The organism is Kaustia mangrovi (genome assembly GCF_015482775.1).
GTDB lineage: Bacteria > Pseudomonadota > Alphaproteobacteria > Rhizobiales > Im1 > Kaustia > Kaustia mangrovi.
The window spans coordinates 296,267-321,697 of record NZ_CP058214.1; the positions used below are offsets into that span (position 1 = coordinate 296,267).

Below are 25,431 nucleotides of genomic sequence, written 5' to 3' on the forward strand. Positions count from 1 at the left end.
CGGATTTCGGCATCATGCGGGCAGATTAGGGAAAATGTATGACTACAAGCGAATGGCTTGAAACCGCATGCAATTTTTCAGCGTTTTCGGGGTAACCGCGGATGGCGGATGAACAGTCGACGATGCCGGCCGAGGCGGCGTCCCTGGTGACGGAGATTCGCCGCACCTTCACGATGGGGCTGATCTATGCGGGCCTCCTGAGCGGCTGCATCACGTTGCTCCAGCTCACCGTCCCGTTCTTCATGCTGCAGGTGCATGACCGGGTCATCACCAGCCAGAGCGTGGACACGCTGCGCCTTCTGGCGGTGCTGTGCCTGGCGGCGCTTGCGCTTTACGGCGTGCTGGAATTCATTCGCGCGATCACCTTCCAGGCGATCGCGAGCGGCGTTGTGCGGCGGCTGAACCTGCCGACGATCGAGGCCGCCATCCGGTCCTCGCTGGAGCGGGGCACCTCGGGCGGCGCGCAATCGCTGAGGGACCTGAACGACCTGCGCGGCTTCATCACCGGCCAGGCGATCACGGCTCCGCTGGAGGCCTTCTGGGCGCCGATCTTCCTCGCCGTGATGTTCGCGCTCCACTACATCTACGGCATTGTCGGCCTGATCTCGGTGCTCGTCCTGATCGGCCTGAGCCTGATGTCGGACATGCTCTCGCGGCATGTGATGAAGGAGGCCAACGACGCCAACATCGAGACGATCTCGAGCATCGGCTCCTCGATGCGCCATGCCGAGACGATCGAGAGCATGGGCATGCTGCCCGCACTGGCCCGGCGCTGGCGCGGCGCGCAGCTCCACGCCGTCGACCTCTACAATCTGGGCCATACCCGCAATCGCGGCATGCATGCCGTAACCCGCAGCCTGCGCTACAGCATGCAGGTCACCGTGCTCGGGATCGGCGCCTATCTGGTCATTCACGGCGACGTCTCGCCCGGCTCCATGATGGCCGGCAGTGTCATCATGGGCCGGCTCCTGCTGCCATTCGACAATGTGACCGGCGACTGGCGCCAGTGGGTCTCCGCACTGTCCTCCTGGCGGCGGGTGCGCACGACGCTGGAGGAAAGCCGGTCGTTCCGGGAGACCGCGCCGACGCCGCGCGCGGAGGGCGATCTGGTCATCGACCGTGTCATCTATGCGACCGCGGGTTCGGACGTGCCGATCCTGAAGGGGGTGAGCTTCACCCTGTCGCCGGGCGAGGTGCTCGGCATCGCCGGGCCGTCGGCGGCGGGCAAGTCGACGCTCGCGCGCCTCCTTGTCGGCGTGAACAAGCCGACGAGCGGCGGTGTCTATCTCGACGGCCACAATGTCTATCTCTGGGAACGTGGGTCCTTCGGCAATGTGGCCGGTTACCTGCCGCAGAGCGTGTCGCTGCTCGACGGGACGATCCGGGAGAACATCGCCCGCATGCGCGAGGCCGATCCCGCCATGGTGATCGAGGCGGCGCGTGCGGCGGGCGTGCACGAGCTCATCGGCCGGCTGCCGCTCGGTTACGACACGCCGGTCGGCGATGGCCGCTTCACATTGTCGGGCGGCCAGAAGCAGCGCATCGCCCTGGCGCGCGCCCTGTTCGGCCGGCCGCGCCTGCTGGTGCTCGACGAGCCGAACGCCAATCTCGATGCGGAGGGCGAGCAGGCACTCATGCGCGCCATCGCCTCCGCGCGTGCGGACGGCTCCATCGTGATCATGATCGCGCATCGCATGTCGATGATGCAGGCCGCCGACAAGCTGCTCGTTCTTCAGGATGGCCGGGTCGCGCAGTTCGGCGAGCGCACCGCCGTGGTGCGCGAGCTCTCCGATTCTGCCGAGGCCCGGCCAACCATCGCCAGCAAGGGGGCTGCGTCATGAACGAGGTGCTGAAGGTCGCCCGCCGGCGGGATATCGTTCCCGCGGCGACGGGGCGCGAGCCAACATGGCAGGAGATCCTCGCGGAGGACCGGGTCACCCCGCGGGTCATGCTGCGCCGGCCGCTGATCGCCGGCCTCCTGGCGATCGGGATCGGCTTCGGCGGTTTCATCGGCTGGGCGATGTCGGCCGAGCTCGACAGCGCCGCGGTCGCCAGCGGGTCGATCATCGTCGACTCGCGCAAGAAGGTCGTGAGCCATCTGGAAGGCGGTGTTCTGGAAAAGCTCATGGTTCGCGAGGGCGACCATGTGACCGTCGGCCAGCCGCTGATCGAGCTGAGCGAGACCCGCGCGCGCTCCGAGCTCGCCCAGCTCCAGGGCGAGCGGACCGGGCTCGTCGCGAAGCTCGCGCGCCTGCGCGCCGAGCAGAAGGGCGCCAGGACGATCGATTTCCCCGAGGAGCTGCTGAAGAGCAGCGACCCGCTCACGCTCGACGTGGTCGCCGACGAGCAGCGCTTCTTCGTCAAACGGCGCGAGGTCTACGAGGCCAAGCTCGACACCCAGCGCCGCGCCATCGAGCAGCACCAGGCCGAGATCGACGCCCTGCGCTCGCAGCTCGAGGCTAATCAGCGCCAGACGAATCTGATCAACGAGCAGCTGACCGCCATCCGCACGCTCGCCGATCAGGGGTTCGCCACCCGCACCAGGGTCGTCGAGCTGGAGGCACAGTGGAGCGGGCTGGTCGGCGATGGCGGCGAGTACCGCGCACAGATGGCCAAGGCCGAGCAGGGCAAGGCCAAGGCCAAGGTCGAGCTGCTCTCCATCGAGAACGAATGGCAGAGCGACATCGCCAAGGCCATTCAGGAAGCGCAGATCGCGCTCAACGACGTCAACCAGCGGATCACCTCATCAAGGGATGTGCTGGAGCGGCTCGTCGTGCGCTCGCCGTCGGCCGGCACCGTCATGAATATCCAGATGCGCACGCCGGGCAGCGCCGTGCCGGCCGGTCAGCCGATCATGGATGTCGTGCCGCAGGAGGACAATCTCGTGGTCGAGGCGAAGATCAATGTGCGCGACATCGATTCCGTTCGAGTCGGAGCGCCTGCCGAGGTGCAGTTGCAGGCCTACAGCCGGCGGACACTGCCGCCGCTCAACGGCGAGATCACCTATGTCGCCGCGGACCAGACGACGAATGAGGAGACGGGCACCGCCTTCTATGTCGTCCATGCGGAGATCGACAAGAGTGTCCTCGCCAAGCACGAGGATGTCCGGCTCTATCCGGGGATGCCGGCGGAGGTTCTGGTGAAGAATCGTCCGCGCCGCGCCATCGACTACATCATCGAGCCGATCACCAAGAGCTTCAACCGGGCGTTCCGGGAGGAGTGAGCGGCCGGCGGGATCCGCGATTTGCCCGCGTTTTCGCAATGCAGTGCGGCAAGACCGCACGCCATTCATGTATTTCGCAAGTAAATCGACTTTACATTGACGTAAATTTTAGTCATACGACGCCATTCTTTTGGGCATCTGCCGACGTATTTCGCACCGGATATCGGAGTCGGACGCTGGGCGGACGGGCCGCAGAACGCCTGTCTTTCGCGGCGCTTACTACCGTTTTCCGAGCCTTCCGGCGGTTCCTCGCCCTGTGACAGGCGACTTTCCGCCGTCGCGTGGGTATTCGTCACGCACCATAATTTCGAAATTCGCAACAAATAATTATTAAATAGAATTTCATTTTTTATCTGAAAAACGGTTCGGATTTGAAGTTAGGGACATGGTGATGACACAATAAATTCAATAAATGCTCATTCCAAAGCAGATTTTGCTGAGGTATATTGCGAGCCGTGATCGTCGCAGTGCGGATAGCGGGGGTCACATTACGGGGGCGCAATGCGCCGACACACCCTGATCAAGGAGGGAACCACAATGGCGACTCTCGAAGGCGGAGCGTTCGACGATACCTTAATGGGCTCGCCCGAAGCCGACATCATATTCGGGCGTGGGGGGGACGACATAGCTTTCGGGGAGGATGGAAACGACCTGCTGTTTGGGCAGGGCGGTGACGACATGCTGTTCGGCGGCGAAGGCTCCGACCAGCTTCTCGGCGGCGGCGGCGACGATCTGCTGTTCGGCGAGGAAGGCAACGATACGCTCCTCGGCGGCGGCGGAAACGACACCATGCTGGGCGGCGAGGGCGACGATGTCGTGCTCGGCGGCGGCGGTGACGATCTGCTGTTCGGCAACGAGGGCAACGACACGCTCCTCGGCGGCGGTGGTAGCGATACCATCTTCGGCGGCGAGGGCAACGACATCATGGCCGGCGGCGGCGGTGCGGACACCTTCGTGTTCACCGGCGGCGGCGGACAGGATGTGGTCCTCGACTTCCAGGCCGGCCAGGATATGCTGCAGATTTCGCAGGGTATCAACGGAACGGACGTGGCGACGGCAGAGGATGTGGCCGCACGCGCGACCCAGGTTGGCGCCGACACGGTGGTCGATCTGGGCAATGGCGACACGATCACACTCTCCAACACCAATGCCGACGACGTACAGGACGATCCGGGCTCCTATTTCTCGGTCCAGTAAGCACCTGGCAGGTGTCCATGCGGGCTTTCCCGCTTGCATGGGCGCCTGTTCGTTGGCGCGAGGGCCCGCGCGGGCCCTCCGCAATTTGTGAGTTCGGTCATCTCGTCGGTCGCGGCCTCTACCGGCCGTCGGCTGTTCGACCTGTCAGGGAGCGGCCATGCTCGATCGTGGTGCCGCGGACGTCCAGGCGGGCGTTGCGGGCGGATTCGATATTCGTCGCCTGAGCGCGCAGACGCTCGTGCTCATCTGGGATGTTCCGACAAGATTGTGGACGTCTCCTCAGCTGGAGGCCGTCGAGGGCAAGCTGCCCGCACCGATGGTAACGCTCAGACTGCCGCTCGCCTCGGGCGGGACGCGGCTGCTCTGGGCTCTGCGCGCGCCGCAGGATGCCGGCCTCAGGCTGCATGCCTATGCCGGTGCCTTGTCGTCGGGCGCGGAGGTCGCCATCGAGCCGGACACCCGCTTCGGTGCCCTCGATGTCGATGCGCTGCTCGACGATCTCACCCCGGCAAGCCGCCTGTCGCTGGCCTCGCGCATGCTGCAGGGCTGGCCCGGGCTGTTCGGGCTCCATCGCAGCCGTACATTCACCGGCCTCATTCACCGCTTCGTCGCGAGCCTCGTGGAGACACCGGCAGCCGTTCGCGCCGTCGCGAAGATCGGCGACGACCGTCTCGTCATGGAAACCGCGCTGCCGGCGACCTTCGGCAAGATCGACGATGTCTTCGTCGTCGCGCCGAACGGGTTCGCGCGGCTCGGCGGCACGCCCCATCTGTCGGGAACCGACGGCCAGGGGCGCCGTGCGATGCATCTGGTCATGGACCACGCCATGCTGCGCGACGACGGCTTCGTCGTCGTGGCCGGCGCGCAGGGCCTGGCCGTGCGGCGCATGGCGCAGGCTCGCCAGGTTCCCGATCTGCCGGCCTGGTGGCGCCAGCGCGCGACCATGGGGTCCGGCCTTTACGAACATATCGTTGCCGCGCTCGCCACTGGTACGGACAGCGACGCGCGCGCCGCGCTGGAATTCCAGCTTCGCTGCCCGCTCCAGCCCCAGCGCGTGACGGGCGGCAACGGATTGCCGGCGGCAGAGATCGATGTGGCCCTTTCGGGTCCATCCGGCCTCTTCGCCGGCGGTTGGTTCAGCGATCCCACCGATCTCGTCGACGGGCTGGATGTCCTCGACGGGGACGGCGGGTACCGGCCGCTGGACGACAATATGCACCGCTTCCGCGGCCACGCGAACCGCGACGGCGAGACCGTCGAGGCGACGGGGTTCGTCGCCTTCCTCGATACGCAGGAGGGTGCAGCCCCGCTGCTGCAGCCCCGGTTCCTCCTGCGGCTCGCCTCCGGCGCGCGCTACCTCATGGTCCCGCCGCGCCAGCCGGTCGATCCGAGCGAGGCGCGGGCATCGGCGCTGCGGGCCATTCCCCCTCAGCATCTGGGCGACGACGTTCTGACGGGCTGTCTCGCGCCCACGCTCGGCGCGCTTCAGGAGCAGCACCGCGCCCGCGTCGGTATCGATGCGGTGAAGACGATCGGGCAGCCTCTGGACAACCCCGAGATCAGCATCGTCGTCCCGCTCTACCGGGTCCTCGATTTCCTGCGCGTGCAGGTGGCGAGCTTCGCGGCCGATCCGGATATCGCGGAGCGCGGCGAGCTCGTCTATGTGCTCGATTCGCCGGAACAGGCCGAGGAGGTCGAGCACCTCATGCACGGCCTCCATCTGCTCTACGGCCTGCCCATGACGCTCGTCGTGATGAACCGCAATGGCGGCTATTCGCTGGCCTGCAATGCGGGCGCGCGGACCGCCCGCGGCCAGGTGCTGGCCATGCTGAATTCCGACGTCATTCCCTCCGGCCCCGGCTGGCTGGCGACGCTGGCGGCGCGCCTCGAGGGCGATGACGGCGCGGCGGCCGTCGGGCCGAAGCTCCTGTTCGAGGATGGTTCGATCCAGCATGCGGGCATGTATTTCGCGCGCGATTTCCGGGGGCAGTGGCTCAACCATCATTTCTACAAGGGGATGCCCGGCCGTTTCGCACCGGCCTGCGTGGACCGCATGGTGCCGGCGGTCACGGGGCCTGCCTCGTCGTGCCCCGCGCCGTCTTCGAGGATGTGGGCGGGTTCACGGAGGATTACGTCATCGGAGACTATGAAGATAGCGACCTCTGCCTCAAGATCCGCCGCGCCGGCCACGGCATCGCCTATGCCGCCAATGTGGAGCTCTATCATCTGGAGCGCCGCTCCATACAGCACAATGCCGACTACATGCGCGGCGTGGCGGCGCGCTACAACGCCTGGCTCCATGCCGGGCGCTGGAACGACGCCATGACCGGGCTCATGGGCGAGGACGGCGCGGGCGGCGTGGATCCGGCGAGGTGGGCGGCATGAGCGAGGTTGTCGCGCTTCAGGGCTATATGGGCGACGGCGCGGAGGGCTCCGACGAGCGCATCGAGTGGCTTGCCGAGACGATCCTGCGCAACCGCTTCCTGCCGGCCCCGCCGGCGGAGAACGTCTTTGTCGGCGATGGCGACTTCCGGCTCATCGGCACGGAGTTCCTGCGCCATTTCGTGCGGCTCGGGGGCTTGCGGCCGGAGCATCGCGTGCTGGATATCGGCTCAGGCATCGGGCGCATGGCGGTTCCGCTGACCCAGTATCTCGACCCCGAGACGGCGAGCTACGAGGGTATCGACCCGGTCCGGGAAGGCGTGGACTGGTGCAGCGAGACCGTCTCGCCGGTCTATCCCAATTTCCGCTTCCGCCATCTCGATATCGCCCATGATGTCTACAACCCGGCGGGCCGCATCAAGGGCGAGGAGCTGAGGCTTCCCTTCGACGATGCGGCGTTCGACTTCATCCTCATGGTGTCCGTCGCCACCCACCTGCCGGCTGTGGAGATCGGGTCCTATACGCGCGAGATCGCCCGCGTTCTGGCGCCCGGCGGGCGGCTGTTCCTGTCGGCCTTCGTGATGGACGAAAGCGCGCGGACCCAGACGGAGGGGCGCGATGCGCGCCTCGGCTTCACGCCGGCCGGCGAGGGGCCGGAATGGTACGCCAATCCGGAGGCGCCGCTCGGCGCGGTCGCCTTCGAGGACGGCTTCATCGACGATGTCCTGCAGCGCGCGGGGCTGGCCATCCGGCGCAAGAGCCTCGGCCACTGGCGCGGACGGCAGGCGGCCCACTACCAGGACGTCTTCGTCGCGGAGAAGGGCGGGGAGGAGGCATGAGCACGCGGATCCTCGTGGTCGCCCACAACCATCCCGACTTCCACCCCGGGGGCACGGAGATCTTCGCCCACGACCTGTTCGGCGCCTACAAGCGCGCCGGCGCGGAGGCCCTGTTCGTCGGCGCGACCAATCGCATCCATCGCGAGCCGCGGCCCGGCACGAGCTTCCAGGCGGTCGGCGATGCCGGCGACGAGGTCGTGCTGTGGGCCGGCCATTTCGACCGGTTCATGATGAGCCAGACCGATCTTTACGGCGTGATCCAGGACCTGAAGGAGCTGCTCTGCGAGTTCCGGCCGGATATCGTCCACATCCACCACATGCTGCTGGTGGGCGCGGAGTTTCCCGCGCTCGTGCGCCGCATCCTGCCCGATGCGCTGATCGTGATGACGCTCCACGACTACTATCCGATCTGCGCCCATGACGGGCTGATGGTGAAGACGGGCGCCTATGAACGCTGCGGCAAGGCCGATCCCTCGCGCTGCAATGGCTGCTTCCCGGACATCGCGCCGGACCGGTTCCTGCTGCGCGAGCTGAACATCAAGACGCATATGCGCGCGGTCGACCGCTTCATCTCGCCGAGCCAGTTCCTCAAGGACCGGTATGTCGGCTGGGGCATCGACGAGGACCGGATCTCGGTGGTGCGCAACGGCCGGCCCGCGGCGCATCCCGTGCCGGCGCGCAAGAGCGCTGACGGCCAGCGCAATGTCTTCGGTTATTTCGGCAATCTCAATCCGTGGAAGGGCGCGCCGGTGCTCCTGAAGGCCTGCCGCTATCTCATGGAGGCGGAGATCGATTTCGAGCTGCGCATCCACGGCGGCGCGCCGTTCCAGAGCGAGAACTTCACCGACGAGCTTGAGGCGCTTCTGAAGGACACGGAGGGCTGCGTCACCTGGCACGGCGCCTATGGGCGCGGGGACGTGGCCGCGCTGATGGCCGGGGTGGACTGGGCGGTCCTGCCGTCGATCTGGTGGGAGAACGCGCCGCTCGTGATCCAGGAGGCCCAGCTTCACGGCCGGCCCATGATCGTCAGCGGCATAGGCGGCATGGCGGAGATGGTGACGGACGAGGAGACGGGCCTCCACGTCCGGCCCAACGACCCCTTCGACCTAGCCCGCATCATGCGGCGCTGCATTCTGGAAGACAGGCTGTGGGACAGGCTCGCCCGCAACATCGCGCCGCCGCCCGATATCGACGATGTCGCCGCCGCCCATCTCGAGCTGTTCGGCGACCTCCGCGAGGCGGCGGCCGCCGAAACGGCAGCCTGAACCCGGCGAACAGAGAGGACCCTGCGATGTCAATGGCCGAGGCCACGCAAACCGATAGCGCAGTCGCGACAGAGCCGGCACCGGCCCAGATCGAGGGCCGGGTCGACGCCATAGACAATGGCCGTCTCTACGGCTGGGTCTGGGATCCGTCGCGGCCGGACGAGAGGATCGTCGTCCATGTCCTCATGAACGGCACGACGCTCGCCACCACCGTTGCCGACAAGCCCCGCGTGGATCTGAAGCGCAACGGCATCGGCGACGGCCATCATGCCTTCGATTTCGAGCTCTCCGAGGAGGCCGGGGCGGCCGCCGACCAGCTGACCGTGGTCGCCGCCTCCGCCGACACGGGCACCGAGATCGTGCTGCGGATCCCGACGACCGGCGAGCGCAATGCCGAGGCGGCCATGACGGTGCCGCTGAGCCTCATTCTCGACCGGCTCGACCGGGTGATCGCCGCCCAGCGGCATCTCCAGCGGGCGCAATACGAGACCGGGGAGAAGATCGACGATTCCGTGGAGCGGCTGCACACGCTGCTGTCGTCGGAAAGCGGCCTGTCGGAGGCGGTCGACGTGGTCCGCGACCGGCAGTACGACGTGGCCAAGCGCATGGACGAGCTCGACGTCTTCCTGATGCGCTTCGACGGCGCTCTCGGGGATTTCGACGGCAGGCTCAAGAAGCTTGCCGAGCGCAGCAAGAACGACGTGCGCGCCCATCTCCTGCTCCTGTCGGGCTTCGTCGGCGTGATCACCGGGATCGTGCTCTCCATGATGTTCGGAGGATAGGGCATGACGGTCCACGGCATCGAGGCGCGCCAGAGAGCGCAGACCGCCGCCGGAAAGGACCGTTGTCGCACGGGCCTTCCCACCGGCAGCGAGGCCGGCGTTCTCGTGCTCGGAGGCAGCGGCCTCCTGGGCCGGGCGCTCGGCGCGGCCTACGATATGGCTGGCATATGGGCCTTCGCGCCGCCGAGACCGGTCGTCGATGCGACGGACGCCGCGGCGCTCGCCACCATGGTCGAGGCGCTCAGGCCCGCCATTGTCGTCAATGCCGCCGCCTTCACCGGCGTCGACGCGGCCGAGGAGCACCGCGAAGCCTGCCGGGCCGTCAATGCCGGCATCGCGGCCTCGCTTGCCGATGCGGTCGCCGGGATCGAGGGCACGCTGATCCATATCTCGACGGATTTCGTGTTCGACGGCGAGGCGAACCGCCCCTATCACGAATATGACGCCGTCGCGCCGGTGAACTGGTATGGCGCGACCAAGGAGGAGGGCGAGCGGGCCGTGCGGGCGAGCGGCTGCCGCCATGTCATCCTGAGGACGGCGTGGCTGCACGGCAGCGCACGCCGGTCCTTCGTCTCCGCGTTCCTCGACAGGCTCGCCGCCGGCGAGAGGGTCGATGCCGTATCGGACCGCGTCGCCTCGCCGACCTCCGTGGACGAGCTCGCGGACGCCATAACGGCGCTCACCGCGCGCCTGCGCGCCGGCAGGCCGGTGCCGTCGGGCACCTATCATTTCGCCGGCAAGGGCGGCGCGACGCCGCGCGACATCGCGCTGGAGATCGCTGCGATCTGCCGGGCCGATCCCCGCCTCGTCAACGGCGTCAGCGCGGCCGGACGCGACGAGCCCGCCCGCCGCCCGCGCTATGCGGCGCTCGACACGGGCCTTGCCCGCGCACGGCTCGGGCTGGAGCCCCGCCCCTGGCAGGACGGTGTGCGCCGGACTGTCGGCCTCCTGTCCGGCGGTCTCCTGTCCGGCGGCAATGGGAGGCGCGCATGAAGGGCATCATCCTCGCAGGCGGAGAGGGCACCAGGCTGTGGCCGGTCACCAAGGCGACCAGCAAGCAGCTCCTCGCCGTCTGGGACAAGCCGATGATCTTCTACCCGCTCTCCACGCTCCTGCTGGCGGGGGTGCGGGACATCCTCGTCGTCACCGGACCGGGACAGGCGGAGGCCTTCCGGTCCCTGCTCGGCGACGGCTCGGCATTCGGGGTCTCCATCGCCTATGCCAGCCAGCCGCGGCCCGAAGGCATCGCCCAGGCCCTGCTGATCGGGCGGGACTTCCTGTCCGGCGAGGGCTGCGCGCTCGTCCTCGGAGACAATCTGTTCCATGGCGACAGGCTGCGCGAGCGCCTGAGGCGCGCGGTACGGCGGCCCGCCGGGGCGACGGTCTTCGCCCATCCCGTGCGCGACCCGCAGCGCTACGGCGTCCTGGCCTTCGACGGCGACGGCGCGCCGCTCGACATCATCGAGAAACCGGCCTCTCCGCCGTCCAATCTCGCCGTGACGGGCTTCTATCTCTATGACGGTACCGCGCCGGACCGCGCCGCCGAGCTTCGGCCATCGGCACGCGGGGAACTCGAGATCACCGACCTCAACCGGTCCTATCTGGAGGACGGCGAACTTGCGGTCGAGACGCTCGGGCGCGGCTGTGCCTGGCTCGATACCGGAACGCCCGCGAGCCTCCTGCAGGCGGCGCAGTTCGTCCAGGCGATCGAGGAGCGCCAGGGCCTCAAGGTCGGCTGCCCGGAGGAGACCGCATTCCAGCTCGGCCTGATCGACGCGGACGGGCTTGCCGAGCGTGCCCGCGCCTATGGCAGCAGCGAATACGGCCTCTATCTCGCACATCTCGCCCGGGAGGAGGGCAGTGTCCCGGACCCCGCGGGCGGCCTGCCGGTCGGCGGCGAGAGCAGGATGAGCCTGCCATGAACGAGCACCGCACAGCCGACCATCGGGTGCAGGACGGCCACAGGGCCATGCTCGCCATGGTCGATGACAGCCTCGCGCTCATCGCCGGCGCCGGCGACATGATGCCGGCGACCCTTCATGTGCTTCTGAACGGCGATCCGAACACGCTGTCCCAGGCGGCCATTGTGAGCTGGCGCCGCACCGCGCAAGGCTCCGATGCGCCCTACGGTTTCGTCGCCCTGGTGCCGCTCAAGTCGACATCCCGCACCCGGCTGGAGTCGGTCGTCTTCCGCCAGCCCGGCCAGCCGGTGCGCTATGTTCTGGACGAGCGCGCGCGAAGCCTCGACGAGGCGTTCCGGGCGCTCAGGGAGGAGGCCGGTCCGGCCTATGGCGCGGTGGTCGACGGGATCGTGGAGGCGCTGCTTGCCGGCACCCCCAACCCGCTCCGGCTCTCGCGCGTTGCGGCCCTTCTGCGGCTTGCCGCGCAGGGCGACGGCTTCATCGAGGTGATGGGCCGGTCGGAGGAGGGCGATGTGTTCGTCCAGGGCTGGGCGACGGAGCTGCCCCGGGGCGCATGCGCGTGATCGCGGTCGGCGGCAGCGGCGCGCCGGTGCTTGCCGAACTGACAAGCGGCACCTTCGAGCGCGAGGACCTCGGCGGCGGGGGCCAGGGCTTCGCCGGGCTGGTGGAGGCGAAGGAGCCGGTGGACGCCGCCGCGCTCCGCAGCCTGTTCTTCAGGGGCAAGGAGGGGTGGCGCTGCGTCCGCGTCTACGAGCAGCGCGTGCTGCGCGAGCCCACCGAGACGCCCTCCCATATCCGCGCGATGCTGCCGCGGGTTTCCGGCAGCGCGGAGGTCACCGCCAAGCTCAATGTCGCCGCCCACCGCTATGACGGGCAGGATACGGTCTCCGGCCTCGAAAAGCCCGTCCGGCTCGGCATCGACTTCGCGGCCATCGTCGACGATGGCGGGATCGTGGTCTCCGGCTGGCTGCTCGACCCCGACAGGCTGGTCGGCTCCGTAACGCTTCATGCCGGCGCCCAGTCGGCTGTGCTCGACGAGCGCTGGACGCGGCAGGCACGCCCCGACGTCACGCGGGCCTTCGCCGACGATGCCCTGTTTGCGAGCCTCAACCCGCAGCACAATCGCCATGGCTTCATCGCCTTCGCGCCGCGCATGGCGGAGCATGGCGCGACCGGCCCGATCTATCTGGAGCTTTCGCTCGAGGACGGCCTGCCGGCCCATTATCCGCTCGTGACGACACGGTTGACCGCGCGCCAGGTGATCGAGCGGTTGCTCGCCACGCTCGATCCCAATTCCTCCACGGCCCTCAATGCCATCGAGCGCCAGTTCGGCCCCATGGTGCAATCGCTCCAGCGCGGCAAGCCCGTCGCGGCGGAAACCGACGATATCGGCGCGTTCGACGAGACGGCGCCGCTTGCGCTCGTGATCGGCACGGATGGGCGGACCGGCGATCTCGATATCCTGCTCGCCCTTCTGGCGCTCGACCCGGAGACGCGCAAACTGCCTATCGTGCTCGCCGGCCCGTCGGAAAGCCTCGACGAGGTGGGCAGCGAGATCCGGCGGCTGGCGGGGTTCTACGGCCTCGCCATCCGGGTCGTCTACGGGGAGCGGATTGAGGACCGCTGCGACGCTCTGGAGGCCGGCATCTCCGCAACCAAATCGGAGACGCTGGCGCTCATGTCGGCTCATATCCTGCCGCGCGGGCCGGGCTGGCTGTCGCGGCTGGAGGCGGCCTATCGCAGCCGCGGCGGGAAGTATCTCGTGTCGCCCGCGATCCTGTTCGAGGACGGCTCCATTCGCTGGGCCGGCATATGGCTGGAGGGCGAGGGGCAGGGGCGCACCCTGGCGGAGCGCTATGTGGGCTATCCGCGCGCCGTGCTCGATGGCGCCGAGCCCGCCGAGGTGACCGCCGGCACGCCCGATTGCTGCATGGTGAGCCGGGCCGCCTTCGAGGAGGTCGAGGGGTTCACCAGGGGCTATGTCGGATCGGCGGAGAAGGGGCTCGACCTCGCCCTCAAGCTGAAGCTCGCCGGCACCGCCTCCCTGTGGCTGCCGGAAGTGGAGATGCTCGGGGCGGAGGAGGATATCGAGGCCGGCGCGCACTGGCGCAGGCTCGCGCGGCGCATCGACCGCTGGGCCTTCGAGCGCCGCTGGTCGCTCGTCATGTCGAATATGGGAGGCTGACCCGTTGAGCGAGAGCGCCATCCGCATCCTTGTCGTGTCTCACGGGCATCCGAGCCAGTCGCTCGGCGGCGCGGAGGTGGCGTCGCACAACCTCCACAAGGGGCTGAACGAGCTCGACGATGTGAGCTCCTTCTATCTCGCCCGCGTCGGCCCGCCGGTGCCGCGCCATAGCGCATCGGCCCTGATGAGCCTCGGCCACAAGGAGAACGAGCTCCTCTATTACGCGAACGATTTCAACCATTTCTTCCTGTCGAATCACAATACGGATGAAGTCCGGCAGGACCTGTTGCGCTTCGTCCGCGAGCTCGAGCCGGACATCGTCCATTTCCATCATGTGCTCGGCCTCGGCCTGGAGACGCTCTATGCGGTGCGCGAGGCGCTGCCGGATGCGGCCATCGTGATGACCTTCCACGAATTCGTGCCGATCTGCGCCCATGACGGCCAGATGGTGAAGACCGGCAATCGTCGCCTGTGCCACGCCGCCTCGCCGATAGACTGCAATGGCTGCTTTCCCGACATCGCGCCGGCACGGTTCCTGCGCCGCGAACGCTTCGTGAAGGCCATGCTGGAGCTGGCCGACCACTATGTGGTGCCGAGCGCGTTCCTGGCCGGCCGCTATACGGAATGGGGCATCGATCCGGACCGCATCACCGTTATCGAGAACGGCCTCGACGTGGCGGAAGAAGCGCCGGCGCGCACGCTCACAGGCCCCCGGCCACGGCGTTCGCGCTTCGCCTTCTTCGGCCAGCTCACCCCTATAAGGGCGTCGACGTGCTGCTCGACGCGGTCACCCGCGTGCCGGAGGAGATCTGGGGCGAGGATGCCCGGCTGATGATCTTCGGCAGCAATCTGGAGCGCCAGCCGGAGGCCTACCGCAAGACCGTGGAGGAGCTGATCGAGCGGGCCGGCCCGCGTGTGCGCTTCTATGGCGCCTACCAGAACGCGGAGATGCCGCATCTCATGCAGTCGGTCGACTGGGTGGTCATGCCCTCCATCTGGTGGGAGAACTCGCCGGTGGTCATCCAGGAGGCCTTCTTCCACCGCCGCCCGCTGATCTCCAGTAATATCGGCGGCATGGCGGAGAAGATCGCCGACCGGGTCAACGGCCTGCATTTCCGGGTGTTCAGCGCCGAGGACCTTGCCGACCGGCTGGTCGAGGCGCTTACGGAGGAGGGGCTGTGGGACCGCCTGCGCGACGGGATCCCGGAGCCCTGCTCCTACCGCGCCTGTGCGCGGCGCCATCTCGATCTCTATCTCGACGTCCTGGAGAAGCGCCAGCCGGCCGGCGAGCCGGCGTCGCCGGACACCGTCGCGCAGACCGCCTGACCGTTGGAGCCCGAAGGAGGACACCATCGCCCGCATCCTTGTCATGATCCCGTCCGGCGAGGTCTATGACCACGACAATGTTCGCTGGTACGACTACCGGAATGTCGAGCGGCATATCGCCCACTACCACAATATCGGCGATGCCTTCGTCTACGATTCCTCGCTGAAGCTCCTGGATTTCGACACGGTGCGGGTGCTGCCGATCGCCAATCCGCGCATGGAGGAGATCGACCGGCTGCGCGAGGAGTGCGACTACGTCTTCCTGCGCGGGTCGAACTACATCCACCAGGCGATGAACTGGGAGAACGCGATCCCCGTCCTGAAGCGCCTCAAGCTTCCCGTCATCGGCTTCGGCATCGGCGCGCAGGCCCCGGTGGAGGGCGCGCTGTCGCTGTCGGAGGAGACGAAGACCGTGCTCCGGCTGATGGCGGAGTCCACCCCCTCCATCGGCGTGCGCGGCGCCTATACGGCGGATGTGCTGTGGGGGCTCGGCATCCGCAATACCCGCATCATCGGCTGTCCGACGGCCTTCCGCCGGAACGATCCAGACCTCTCCGTCACGCTGCCGGGGCTGGAGGATGTCGCCAGGGTGGGGGTGACGCTCCGGCGCGAGGTCTCGCCGGCCTATGCCCGCGACGTGCGCCACTATCTCACGACCCACCGCGACCTGGTGAAGGCGATGGCGGCCCGCTTCGACGTGACGCTGATGGCGCAGGGCGAGGTGGAGGAGAAGGCGCTCGTGCTCGGCACGCCGGACCGGCACGAGGAGGCCTTCGCCGCGCTGAGGGCCAATCCCTGGGCGGCCGACTGGTTCCTCGACGACGAGATCGAGGCGCTCTACCGGACGCGGCTGTTCTATTCGGACGTCGTCGCCGACTACGAGACGCTCGTGCGCGAGCTCGACCTCGTGCTCGGCTACAGGCTGCACGGCAATCTGATGGCGCTGGCGAACGGCGTGCCCTCGATCTACTTCACCTATGACAGCCGGACAGCGGAGTTCGCCGAGACCTTCCGCATTCCGAGCCACGACGTGTTTTCGGAGGAAACGTTCCGCTTGGAAGACTATTGGGACCAGTCCCTGTTCGACCGGTTCAACAGGGCCTGGTTCCACACCTATCGCGAAATGCGCAGCTTTCTCGTGGAGAACGGCGTCGCCAACAGAATGGTCGACGTCGCGGCAAGCCCGAAACGGGCGCCGGAGAAGACGGCTGCCTGCGCATGATCAACAGAGGGTAGAGATGACGATATTGGTAACAGGCGGTGCCGGCTATATCGGCAGTCACATGGTGCTCTCGCTTCTGGGCGCGGGGCGCGAGGTGGTGGTGCTCGACGATCTCTCCACGGGCTTTCGCTGGGCCGTGCCGGACGAGGCGGCCTTCGTGGAGGGCGATTGCGGCGACGAGGCGCTCGTCGCGGACCTGATGCGCCGCCACGGCGTGACGGCGGTCATCCATTTCGCCGGCTCCATCGTGGTGCCGGATTCGGTGACGGATCCGCTCGGCTACTATCTCAACAACACGGTGAAATCGCGCTCGCTGATCGCCTGCGCGGTCGAGACGGGCGTGAAGCATTTCATCTTCTCGTCCTCCGCCGCCGTCTATGGCGAGCCGGAGAAGACCCCGATCGGGGAGGAGGCGCCGCTCGCGCCCATCTCGCCCTACGGCACCTCCAAGATGATGACGGAGCTCATGCTGCGCGATGCCGCGGCCGCCCACGACATCGCCTATGGGGCGCTGCGCTATTTCAACGTCGCCGGCGCCGATCCGGGCGGCCGGTCCGGCCAGTCGGGCGCCCGCGCCACCCATCTCATCAAGGTCGCGAGCCAGGCGGCGACGGGCGAGCGCGTAGGGCTGGAGATCTTCGGCGAGGACTATCCCACACCCGACGGCACCTGCATCCGCGACTACATCCATGTGAGCGATCTGGCCCATGCCCACCTCCTGACGCTTCGCCATCTGGAACAGGGGGGCGGGGATCTGGTGCTCAATTGCGGCTACGGCCACGGCTATTCCGTGCGCGAGGTGATCGACGCGGTGAAGCGTGTCTCCGGCGTCGATTTCCCGGTCGCGATGGCGCCGCGCCGTGCCGGCGACCCGGCGGCGCTCGTAGCGGGCGCGGACCGCATTCGCGGCGTGCTCGGCTGGCAGCCGGCCCATGACGATCTCGACACCATCGTCGCCCACGCCCTTGCCTGGGAGGGTGCGCTGAAGGCGCGCCGGACGGCGGCGGCGTGACAACCGCTGAGGAGGGAGGACCCGCCCATGGCCCGGATCACGATACTCGGCCCCGTGGAGGAGCCGCGGCCACGCAACGTCTGGAGGTCGCCCATGAGACATGAAACGCTCGCCATACCGGATCTCGTGCTGTTCACTCCGGACATCCACGGCGACGAGCGCGGGACCTTCGCGGAGACCTTCCGCGCGGACTGCTTCGAGGCCGCCGCCGGTGCGGCCGACTTCGTCCAGGACAACCAGTCCTGGTCGAAACCCGCCGGTACGGTGCGCGGCCTGCATTTCCAGATCGCACCGAGCGCGCAGGGCAAGCTCGTGCGGGTGCTCCAAGGCGCGATCAGGGATGTCGCGGTCGATATCCGGGTGGGGTCTGAGACCTATGGGGAGCACGTCGCGGTGGAGCTTTCCGCGGAGAACTGGCGCCAGCTCTGGATTCCGCCGGGCTTTGCCCACGGTTTCGTGACGCTCGAGCCCGACACCGCCGTTGCCTACAAGGTGACCGCCCATTACGACGCCAAGGCGGAGCGGGGGCTGGCCTGGGACGATCCCGCACTCGGCATAGACTGGGGGATCGATCCCGGCGAGGCGACGCTGTCGCGCAAGGACCTGAGCTGGCCGCGCCTGGCGGATGTCGACACGGTGTACTTCCGCCATGAGGGCAGCGAGGCGGTATCATGCGCGTGATGGTCACCGGCGGCGCGGGTTTCGTCGGCTCCGCCGTCGTCCGGTATCTGGTGCTGGAGCGCGGCGCGCGGGTGCTGACGCTCGACAAGCTCACCTATGCCGGAACGCTCGCCTCGCTGAGCGCGGTGCGCAACAACCGCGCGCACGACTTCGCGTGCATCGACATCTGCGACCGGGCCGCGGTCGCGGACGCCTTCGCGAGCTTCGAGCCCGATTGCGTGCTCCACCTCGCCGCGGAAAGCCATGTCGACCGCTCGATCACGGGATCGTCGGCCTTCATCGAGACCAATATCGTGGGAACCCACGCTCTGCTGGAGGCCGCGCGCGACTATTGGGACAGCCTCGCCGCGCCGCGCCGCAATGACTTCCGCTTCGTCCACGTCTCCACCGACGAGGTCCATGGCTCGCTGGGGCCGGCCGCACCGCGCTTCACCGAGGAGACGCGCTACGATCCGAGCTCGCCCTATGCCGCGAGCAAGGCGGCCTCGGATCATTTGGCCATGGCGTGGTGGCGCACCTACGGGCTGCCGGTCGTCGTGACGAGCTGCACCAACAATTACGGGCCCCACCAGTTTCCCGAAAAGCTCATCCCGCTCACGATCCTCAATGCGCTGGAGGGCAAGCCCCTGACGGTCTATGGCGATGGCGGCAATGTGCGCGACTGGCTGCATGTCGAGGACCATGCCCGCGCGCTCGATCTCGTTGCGCGGCGCGGCGTTCCCGGGGAGCGCTACGCGATCGGGGCCGCGAACGAGCGCAGCAATATCGATGTGGTGGACGGCATCTGCGCCATCATGGACCGGCTCAATCCCCGCGGCGGGCAGCACAGCCGTCTCATAACCCATGTCGAGGACCGCCCCGGCCACGACCGGCGCTATGCCATAGACCCCGCGAAGCTCGAGCGCACGCTCGGCTGGCGTCCGTCGCGGGAGTTCGCGGACGGTCTGGAGCAGACGGTCCGGTGGTATCTGGACAATGCGTGGTGGTGGGCGCCGTTGCGCAAGACGATCTACCCCGGCGACCGCCTTGGACTGGTTGTCGCCGGGTGAGTGCAAGTCGTTTGTCAAGTATAATGTGATTCGTTGCACGGCAAAGCAGGTAGTGCTTGCCAACAATGGAGCGCTGACATGGATATTGTAGCAGTGATCATCCAGCTTGTGGCTGGTGCAGTCGGGGGTAACGCCGCCGGGGCCGCGCTCAAGGACTATAGTCTTGGAACGGTGGGGAACTCGATTGCCGGCATTGTCGGCGGCGGCATCGGAGGTCAGATCCTGGCGGCGGTGCTGGGTGGCGCTGCATCCGGCATGGCCGATGGCGCCGGCGCCGCGGGCGGCATGGATATCGGGTCGATTGTCGGCGATATCGCCGGCGGCGGCATCGGTGGCGCCGTCCTCATGATCGTCGTCGGCGTGATCAAGTCGATGATGAAGAAGTAACCGCGCGACCCTCCCTCCCAAGCGCGCGGTGCGTGCGGCGGGGCCCTTCAGACGGCGGGCCTCGCCGCGTCACATGTCAGATCGAGAGCCTGAACGGCCGTCACCGCGATGGCGTAATAGACGTCGTCGGCATCGCAGCCGCGCGACAGGTCGTTCGCCGGTTTTGCGAGGCCCTGGAGGATCGGCCCGATGGCCTTGGCGCCACCGATGCGGTGGGCGATCTTGTAGCCGATATTGGCCGCGTCGAGATTGGGGAAGACGAGGACGTTGGCCTGCCCCTCGATGGGCGAATCCGGCGCCTTGCGCGCGGAGATCTCCGGCACGATGGCGCTGTCGAACTGCACGTCGCCATAGACCTTGAGCTCGGGCCTGCGGCTGTGGACGAGGGCCGCGGCATCGGCCACCCGGCTTACGCACTCATGGTTCGCGCTGCCGCTTGTGGAGAAGGAGAGCATGGCAACGCGCGGTTCGTTTCCGACAAGCGCGCGGTAGGAGTCGGCGGACGAGATCGCGATGTCGGCGAGCTCGTCCACGGTCGGCTCCACATTCAGGCTGCAGTCGGCGAAGATGAGCGCGCCCTTGAGGATGTGGTGCTGCTCGCAGAGCATCATCACGAAGAAGCTCGACACCGTCTCCACCTCGGGCGCGCGCCCGATGATCTGGAGCGCGGTTCGGATGGTGTCGGCCGTGGTCGCGACCGCGCCGCCGACCGTTCCGTCGGCATCGCCCATGCGCACCATCATGGCGGCGAAGCCGAGAGGATCCGTAACCGCCGCATGCGCGGCCTCCCAGTCGACGCCCCTGTGCCGGCGCAGGCCGAGATAGACTTCCGCATAGCCCTCCGCAAGGGCGGAGGCGGTAGGATCGATCAGGGAAAACAGATCGGGATCGATCCCGAGCGTCGCGCAGGTCTCGGCAATGACGCGGGGCCTGCCGAGCAGGATGGGCCGGGCGATGCCGTCGCGCGCGGCCCGGGCGGCGGCCTCGACGATGCGGTCGTCCTCGCCCTCCGCCAGCACGATCCGCTGCGGCGACCGCCGGGCCGCGCAGACGATGTCCTCCAAGGCTTTCATGTGCCGTTTCCTCCCAAGAGTCGGCCGCGATAGCGGCGGCGGGCCCCGATTGGTCTGTTCTGGGGGCCCGCCGCCCGCGCGGGTCAGGCGCCCTTCTGCGGGCGCATGTCGTCGCGGGAGATGCCGGCGACCGGCACCGGCTTCTTCATGGCGTCGCGGCGGAACGGTTCGCCGAGCTCCTGGTTGAGGACGGCTTCGATGAAGGTGGTCTTGCCGGTCTTCATCTGGTCCTCGATGGCCTTGCCGAGCGCGGCGGTGAGTTCGTCCATGGTGGTGACCTGGACGCCCTGGACCCCGCAGGCCTCCGCGATCCTGGCGTATTGCACATCGAGATCGAGCTCGGTGCCGACGAAGTTGTCGTCGTACCAGAGCGTCGTGTTGCGCTTCTCAGCGCCCCACTGGTAGTTGCGGAAGATCACCATGGTGATGGGCGGCCATTCCTTGCGTCCGATAGCCGTCATCTCGTTCATGGAGATGCCGAAGGCGCCGTCGCCGGCAAAGCCGACCACCGGCACGTCGGGGCGGGCGATCTTCGCGCCCGTGATCGCCGGAAATCCGTAGCCGCAGGGGCCGAAGAGGCCCGGCGCGAGATATTTGCGGGTCTCCTCGAAGGTCGGATAGGCGTTGCCGATGGCGCAGTTGTTGCCGATGTCGGAGGAGATGATCGCCTCCTTCGGCAGGGCGGCCTGGATCGCGCGCCACGCCATGCGCGGCGACATGTGCTTCGGCTGACGCTTGCGCGCGCGCTCGTTCCATGTGGTGCCCGGATCGTCCTCCTCGTGGTCCATGGAGGAGAGCTCCTGCAGCCAGGCGGACTTGGTGCGGTGGATGAACGCCTCGCGGTCGCTGCGGCCCGCCTCGCCGGCGTCGGGGGCGAGCCCCGCCAGGATCTGCTCGGCGACCTGGCCCGCGTCGCCCTGGATGCCGACGGTCACTTTCTTGGTCAGGCCGATGCGGTCGGCATTCATGTCGACCTGGATCAGCCGGGCATTCTCCGGCCAGTAGTCGATCCCGTAGCAGGGCAGGGTGGAGAACGGGTTGAGGCGGGTGCCGAGCGCCAGCACCACATCGGCCTTGGCGATGAGCTGCATGGCGGCCTTGGAGCCGTTATAGCCGAGCGGCCCGCACGATAGCGGATGCGAACCCGGGAAGGCGTCGTTGTGCTGGTAGCCGCAGCAGACCGGTGCCGTCAGCCGTTCGGCCAGAGCCCTTGAGGCCTCGACCGCGTTGCCGAGCACGACGCCCGCGCCATTGAGGATGACGGGGAACTTCGCCTCCGAGAGCAGCCTTGCCGCCTCCGCAATGGCCTCGCGGCCGCCGGAGGGGCGCTCGAAGCCCACGATCTGCGGCAGCTCGATATCGACGACCTGCGTCCAGAAATCGCGCGGCACGTTGATCTGCGCGGGCGCGCTGGCGCGCCATGCCTTGCCGATCACGCGGTTCAGCACCTCCGCGATGCGCGAGGGGTCGCGCACCTCCTCCTGATAGCAGACCATGTCCTCAAACGCCGCCATCTGCTCGATTTCCTGGAAACCGCCCTGGCCGATGGTCTTGTTGGCCGCCTGCGGCGTGACCAGGAGCAGCGGGGTGTGGTTCCAGTAGGCCGTCTTGATGGGCGTGACGAAATTGGTGATGCCGGGGCCGTTCTGGGCGATGCACATGGACATCTTGCCCGACACGCGGGTGAAGCCGTCCGCCATCATGCCGGCATTGCCCTCGTGCGCGCAGTCCCAGAAGGTGATGCCCGCGGCCGGGAACAGGTCCGACACCGGCATCATGGCGGAGCCGATAATGCCGAAGGCGTGCTCGATGCCGTGCATCTGCAGGACCTTCACGAATGCTTCTTCGGTCGTCATTTTCATGGGGCGCGGTTCCTCCCTTGCCTTTCCGGAACGGTGAGTGTGACGTGTCTCAGCTTCGGCGATCTTCCAGGATCATGTCACTGGCCTTTTCGCCGATCATGATGGCGGGCGCGTTGGTGTTGCCGGACACGATCTCCGGCATGATCGAGCAGTCGGCGACGCGCAGCCCCGCGATCCCGTGGACCCTGAGGCGGGGATCGACCACGGCCATGGGGTCGCGCCCCATCTTGCAGGTGCCCGTCGGGTGATAGATCGTGGTGGCGGTGTCGCGCACCCACTCGAGGAGGTCGGCGTCGCTGCGCGCGGTCTCGCCCGGCGCGAACTCGCCGGCGATCCTGGCCGCCAGCGGCGCGTGACCGGCAATGCGGCGGGCGATCTTCACGCCCTCCACAATGGTCTGCCGGTCGAGGTCGGTCGCCAGATAGTTCGGATGGATCGCGGGATAGGCGAGGGGGTCGTCGCCGTCGAGCCTGACCTCGCCGCGGCTTTCCGGGCGAAGCTGGCAGACCGACATGGTGAAGGCGGAAAAGGGGTGGACCCCGTCGCCCGGACTGTCGGCCGACCAGGGCTGGATGTGGAACTGGATGTCCGGCGTCTCGAGCCCGGCCCGCGTCTTCAGGAAGCCGGTCGCCAGGCTGGCCGCCATGGTCATGGGGCCGGAGCGGAACAGGATGTAGCGCAACCCGATGCGCAGCTTGTTGGCCAGGCTGCGCACCTCGTCGTTCAGCGTCGGCTCGTTGCAGGTATAGACGAGGCGGGCCTGGAGATGGTCCTGCAGGTTCTTGCCGACGCCCGGCAGGTCGGCCGCAACGTCGATGCCGTGCTGGCGGAGCGCGTCGGCCTCGCCGATGCCGGAGCGCATGAGGAGATGGGGCGAGCCGATGGCGCCGGAGGACACGATCACCTCGCCCAGCGCGCGCACCGTGCGCTCGCGCCCGTCGCGGCCGAGATAGGCCACCCCCGTCGCCCGGCGGCCGTCGAGGACGAGCCGGGTCGTGTGGGCATGGGTGAGGATCGTGAGATTGGCGCGGTTGCGCACGGGCCTCAGATAGGCGACGGCGGCCGAGCAGCGCCGGCCGTTGCGCGCGGTGAGCTGGAAATAGCCCACGCCCTCCTGCGAGGCGCCGTTATAGTCCTCGTTGCGCGGGTAGCCGGCGTTCTGCGCCGCCTCGATCCAGGCATCGCAGATCGGCCGCTTCAGGCGCATGTCGGTGACGGCCAGCGGCCCGCCCGTGCCGTGATAGTCGTCGGCCCCGCGCTCCTGGTCCTCCGCGCGCTTGAAGAGCGGCAGGACGTCGGAGAACGCCCAGCCCTCGTTGCCCATCTGGCGCCAGCGGTCGTAGTCGGCCTGCTGGCCGCGCACATAGAGCAGCCCGTTGAGGGAGGAGGAGCCGCCGAGCACCTTGCCGCGCGGCCAGTCGATCCGGCGCCCGTTCAGCCCCGCGTCGGGCTCTGTCCTGTAGCACCAGTCGACCTTGGGATTGTGCATCGTCTTGAAGTAGCCGACGGGCACGTGGATCCAGGGGTTCGTGTCCGCTCCGCCCGCTTCCAGAAGCACTACGCGAACCGAGGGGTCCGCGCTCAGCCTGTTGGCCAGAACGCAGCCCGCCGAACCGGCGCCGACGATCACATAGTCAGCTTCCAGATCACTCATCCCAGACGTTGGCCTCCCGTGGCACGGCGTTTTTGCGCCTTGAATTCTTCGGCGAAACTATAGTATGAATTTTTGAGACTACAAGTCTCATTTTATAAAACATATGGGAGGAAACCGTGAAGATCACAGACAAGCTGGGACACCTGTCCCGACGCGACCTGTTCAGGCTGACCGGGCAGTTCGGCGTCACCTCGACATTGCTTGCCGCCGGCAGCTTCGCCGGTGCCATGAGCTTCGATTCGCTCGCCCGGGCCGCGGAAACGACCTACGACAAGCGCTTCGCCAAGAAGGCCAGGTACACGCTCAAATTCGGCGCCTCCGGCTTCAATGCGCGCAACCTGCTGATCGAGCGGGCGGGGTGCCTCGAGTTCGCGCGCGATCTGGAGGAACGCACCGATGGCGAGATCCGCATCGAGTTCATCGGCGACAACCAGATCTGCGGCCAGCTGTCCTGCGTGGAGAAGACCCAGCTTGGCATCGTCGACATCTATGCCGCCTCCACCCAGAACTCCGCCGGCGGCGCGCCCTATCTGAACGTTCTCGACTATGCCTACATGTTCCCGGGGCGGGCATCGCAATATCACTTCCTCTACAGCCCGGTGAGCCAGAAGGTGCTGCGCGACCCGCTGGAGAAGCGCCACGGGCTGAAGTTCCTGTTCTCCCATTGCGAGCTGCGCGGCATCCAGCTCGGTCTCGGCTGGCAGGACAAGCCGACGGTCACCAAGCTGGAGCAGCTCTTCGGCACGAAGAACCGCGTGACCGGCACCCAGCTCGGCCGCATCGCCATGCAGCTCCTGAACCTCAACCCCGTGCCCATCGCCTGGGAGGAGACGCTCGACGGCCTCAAGCAGGGGCTGATCGACGGCGCGGAAACCTGGGCTTCCGCGGTGGCCTACGCCAACATGTCGCCGGTCGTGTCCCAGTCGGTCGATCTGCGCTTCTTCTGCGGCACCGAGCACACCTCCATGTCGGCCAAGGTGTTCGACAGCCTCGATGAGCATCTCCAGGACGCGGTGATGGAATCGGCCTATCTGGCGCAGGTGCAGGTGCAGGCGGCGAACGAGGCGGCGCTTGTGAAGACGGTCGGCTTCTCCGACCCGCAACTGCCGGGCACGCTGTTCGAGGAATACAATGTCCGCCCCGCCTTCCTCTCCGACGAGGAGATCAGGACGGCAGAGGAGATGTGCTCGCCGCAATACAATCCGGAGCCCTGGGCGGCCTGGCGCGAGCGCCTCGACAAGTGGGCCGGCGGCATCGACACCTACAAGACGATCTCGGAGGTGGCGCGCGAGGTGCCCGCCGACATGCGTCCGGAGAATGTCGAGCCCCGCCGCTGGTGGCGGTCGGCCTGACCGGTCCCGTCCGACAGG

At 67.6% G+C, this 25,431-nt stretch carries 20 protein-coding genes and 2 pseudogenes; 19 read left to right on the plus strand and 3 right to left on the minus strand.

The genetic code is table 11. The annotated features are described in order from the left end of the window. Positions 1-101 precede the first annotated feature (101 nt). The 18 genes and pseudogenes from HW532_RS01430 (at position 102) to HW532_RS01510 (ending at position 19,472) form a co-directional block, all read left to right on the plus strand. On the plus strand, positions 102-1,841 hold the full coding sequence (locus HW532_RS01430; RefSeq protein ID WP_213162725.1) for a type I secretion system permease/ATPase: 1,740 nt from the start codon (positions 102-104) through the stop codon (positions 1,839-1,841). Then, complete coding sequence (locus tag HW532_RS01435; protein WP_246479435.1) at positions 1,838-3,223, plus strand: HlyD family type I secretion periplasmic adaptor subunit; 1,386 nt, start codon at positions 1,838-1,840, stop codon at positions 3,221-3,223. The genes HW532_RS01430 and HW532_RS01435 overlap by 4 nt, the downstream gene beginning before the upstream one ends. A gap of 537 nt (positions 3,224-3,760) precedes the next feature. Continuing rightward, positions 3,761-4,420 carry a calcium-binding protein gene (locus tag HW532_RS01440; protein ID WP_213162726.1) on the plus strand — a complete coding sequence of 220 codons (660 nt, stop codon included), beginning with the start codon at positions 3,761-3,763 and terminating at the stop codon, positions 4,418-4,420. 1,360 nt (positions 4,421-5,780) lie between these two features. Further along, positions 5,781-6,329 (plus strand): annotated as a pseudogene (locus tag HW532_RS22615) (glycosyltransferase family 2 protein); the annotation flags it as partial. A gap of 200 nt (positions 6,330-6,529) precedes the next feature. After that, positions 6,530-6,805: a glycosyltransferase family 2 protein gene (locus HW532_RS22620; RefSeq protein ID WP_484496868.1), complete on the plus strand. Its 276-nt coding sequence runs from the start codon at positions 6,530-6,532 to the stop codon at positions 6,803-6,805. Then, on the plus strand, positions 6,802-7,641 hold the full coding sequence (locus HW532_RS01450) for a class I SAM-dependent methyltransferase (protein ID WP_213162728.1): 840 nt from the start codon (positions 6,802-6,804) through the stop codon (positions 7,639-7,641). Before HW532_RS22620 ends, HW532_RS01450 begins: the two co-directional genes overlap by 4 nt. Beyond that, positions 7,638-8,906 carry a glycosyltransferase family 4 protein gene (locus HW532_RS01455; RefSeq protein ID WP_213162729.1) on the plus strand — a complete coding sequence of 423 codons (1,269 nt, stop codon included), beginning with the start codon at positions 7,638-7,640 and terminating at the stop codon, positions 8,904-8,906. The genes HW532_RS01450 and HW532_RS01455 overlap by 4 nt, the downstream gene beginning before the upstream one ends. Positions 8,907-8,932: 26 nt before the next feature. Then, positions 8,933-9,688, plus strand: coding sequence for a hypothetical protein (locus HW532_RS01460; protein WP_213162730.1), 756 nt, complete (start codon positions 8,933-8,935; stop codon positions 9,686-9,688). 3 nt (positions 9,689-9,691) lie between these two features. Next, positions 9,692-10,681, plus strand: a complete 990-nt coding sequence (rfbD, locus tag HW532_RS01465; RefSeq protein ID WP_213162731.1) for a dTDP-4-dehydrorhamnose reductase — start codon at positions 9,692-9,694, stop codon at positions 10,679-10,681. Next, entirely contained in the window at positions 10,678-11,610 is a 933-nt protein-coding gene (gene rfbA, locus HW532_RS01470; protein ID WP_213162732.1) for a glucose-1-phosphate thymidylyltransferase RfbA, read from the plus strand. The genes rfbD and rfbA overlap by 4 nt, the downstream gene beginning before the upstream one ends. After that, positions 11,607-12,173 (plus strand): hypothetical protein, encoded by a 567-nt coding sequence (locus HW532_RS01475; RefSeq protein WP_213162733.1) that lies wholly within the window; start codon positions 11,607-11,609, stop codon positions 12,171-12,173. The genes rfbA and HW532_RS01475 overlap by 4 nt, the downstream gene beginning before the upstream one ends. Continuing rightward, positions 12,164-13,795: a hypothetical protein gene (locus HW532_RS01480; RefSeq protein ID WP_213162734.1), complete on the plus strand. Its 1,632-nt coding sequence runs from the start codon at positions 12,164-12,166 to the stop codon at positions 13,793-13,795. Before HW532_RS01475 ends, HW532_RS01480 begins: the two co-directional genes overlap by 10 nt. A gap of 4 nt (positions 13,796-13,799) precedes the next feature. Further along, positions 13,800-15,121 (plus strand): annotated as a pseudogene (locus tag HW532_RS01485) (glycosyltransferase family 4 protein). A 25-nt stretch (positions 15,122-15,146) separates the two neighbouring features. Continuing rightward, complete coding sequence (locus HW532_RS01490) at positions 15,147-16,343, plus strand: polysaccharide pyruvyl transferase family protein (protein WP_213164374.1); 1,197 nt, start codon at positions 15,147-15,149, stop codon at positions 16,341-16,343. 16 nt (positions 16,344-16,359) lie between these two features. Beyond that, positions 16,360-17,355 (plus strand): UDP-glucose 4-epimerase GalE, encoded by a 996-nt coding sequence (gene galE, locus HW532_RS01495; protein WP_213162735.1) that lies wholly within the window; start codon positions 16,360-16,362, stop codon positions 17,353-17,355. A 93-nt stretch (positions 17,356-17,448) separates the two neighbouring features. Continuing rightward, positions 17,449-18,036 carry a dTDP-4-dehydrorhamnose 3,5-epimerase gene (rfbC, locus tag HW532_RS01500; RefSeq protein WP_213162736.1) on the plus strand — a complete coding sequence of 196 codons (588 nt, stop codon included), beginning with the start codon at positions 17,449-17,451 and terminating at the stop codon, positions 18,034-18,036. Further along, positions 18,027-19,085 (plus strand): dTDP-glucose 4,6-dehydratase, encoded by a 1,059-nt coding sequence (rfbB, locus tag HW532_RS01505; protein WP_213162737.1) that lies wholly within the window; start codon positions 18,027-18,029, stop codon positions 19,083-19,085. The genes rfbC and rfbB overlap by 10 nt, the downstream gene beginning before the upstream one ends. A gap of 93 nt (positions 19,086-19,178) precedes the next feature. After that, a complete protein-coding gene (locus tag HW532_RS01510) occupies positions 19,179-19,472 on the plus strand; it encodes a hypothetical protein (protein ID WP_425491915.1) in 294 nt (97 codons plus the stop codon). A 47-nt stretch (positions 19,473-19,519) separates the two neighbouring features. Here the strand turns inward: HW532_RS01510 and pta are convergent, their stop codons facing one another. From pta to HW532_RS01525, 3 genes are all read right to left on the minus strand, one after another. Continuing rightward, entirely contained in the window at positions 19,520-20,545 is a 1,026-nt protein-coding gene (gene pta / locus HW532_RS01515) for a phosphate acetyltransferase (protein ID WP_213162739.1), read from the minus strand. An 83-nt stretch (positions 20,546-20,628) separates the two neighbouring features. Further along, the gene (xsc, locus tag HW532_RS01520; RefSeq protein WP_213162740.1) at positions 20,629-22,407 is read right to left on the minus strand and encodes a sulfoacetaldehyde acetyltransferase; all 1,779 of its coding nucleotides are present in this window, start codon (positions 22,405-22,407) and stop codon (positions 20,629-20,631) included. 49 nt (positions 22,408-22,456) lie between these two features. Further along, positions 22,457-24,061 (minus strand): GMC family oxidoreductase, encoded by a 1,605-nt coding sequence (locus HW532_RS01525; protein ID WP_213162741.1) that lies wholly within the window; start codon positions 24,059-24,061, stop codon positions 22,457-22,459. A gap of 116 nt (positions 24,062-24,177) precedes the next feature. Between HW532_RS01525 and HW532_RS01530 the strand changes: the two genes are divergently transcribed. Further along, a complete protein-coding gene (locus HW532_RS01530) occupies positions 24,178-25,413 on the plus strand; it encodes a TRAP transporter substrate-binding protein (RefSeq protein ID WP_213162742.1) in 1,236 nt (411 codons plus the stop codon). The last annotated feature ends 18 nt before the right edge of the window (positions 25,414-25,431 follow it).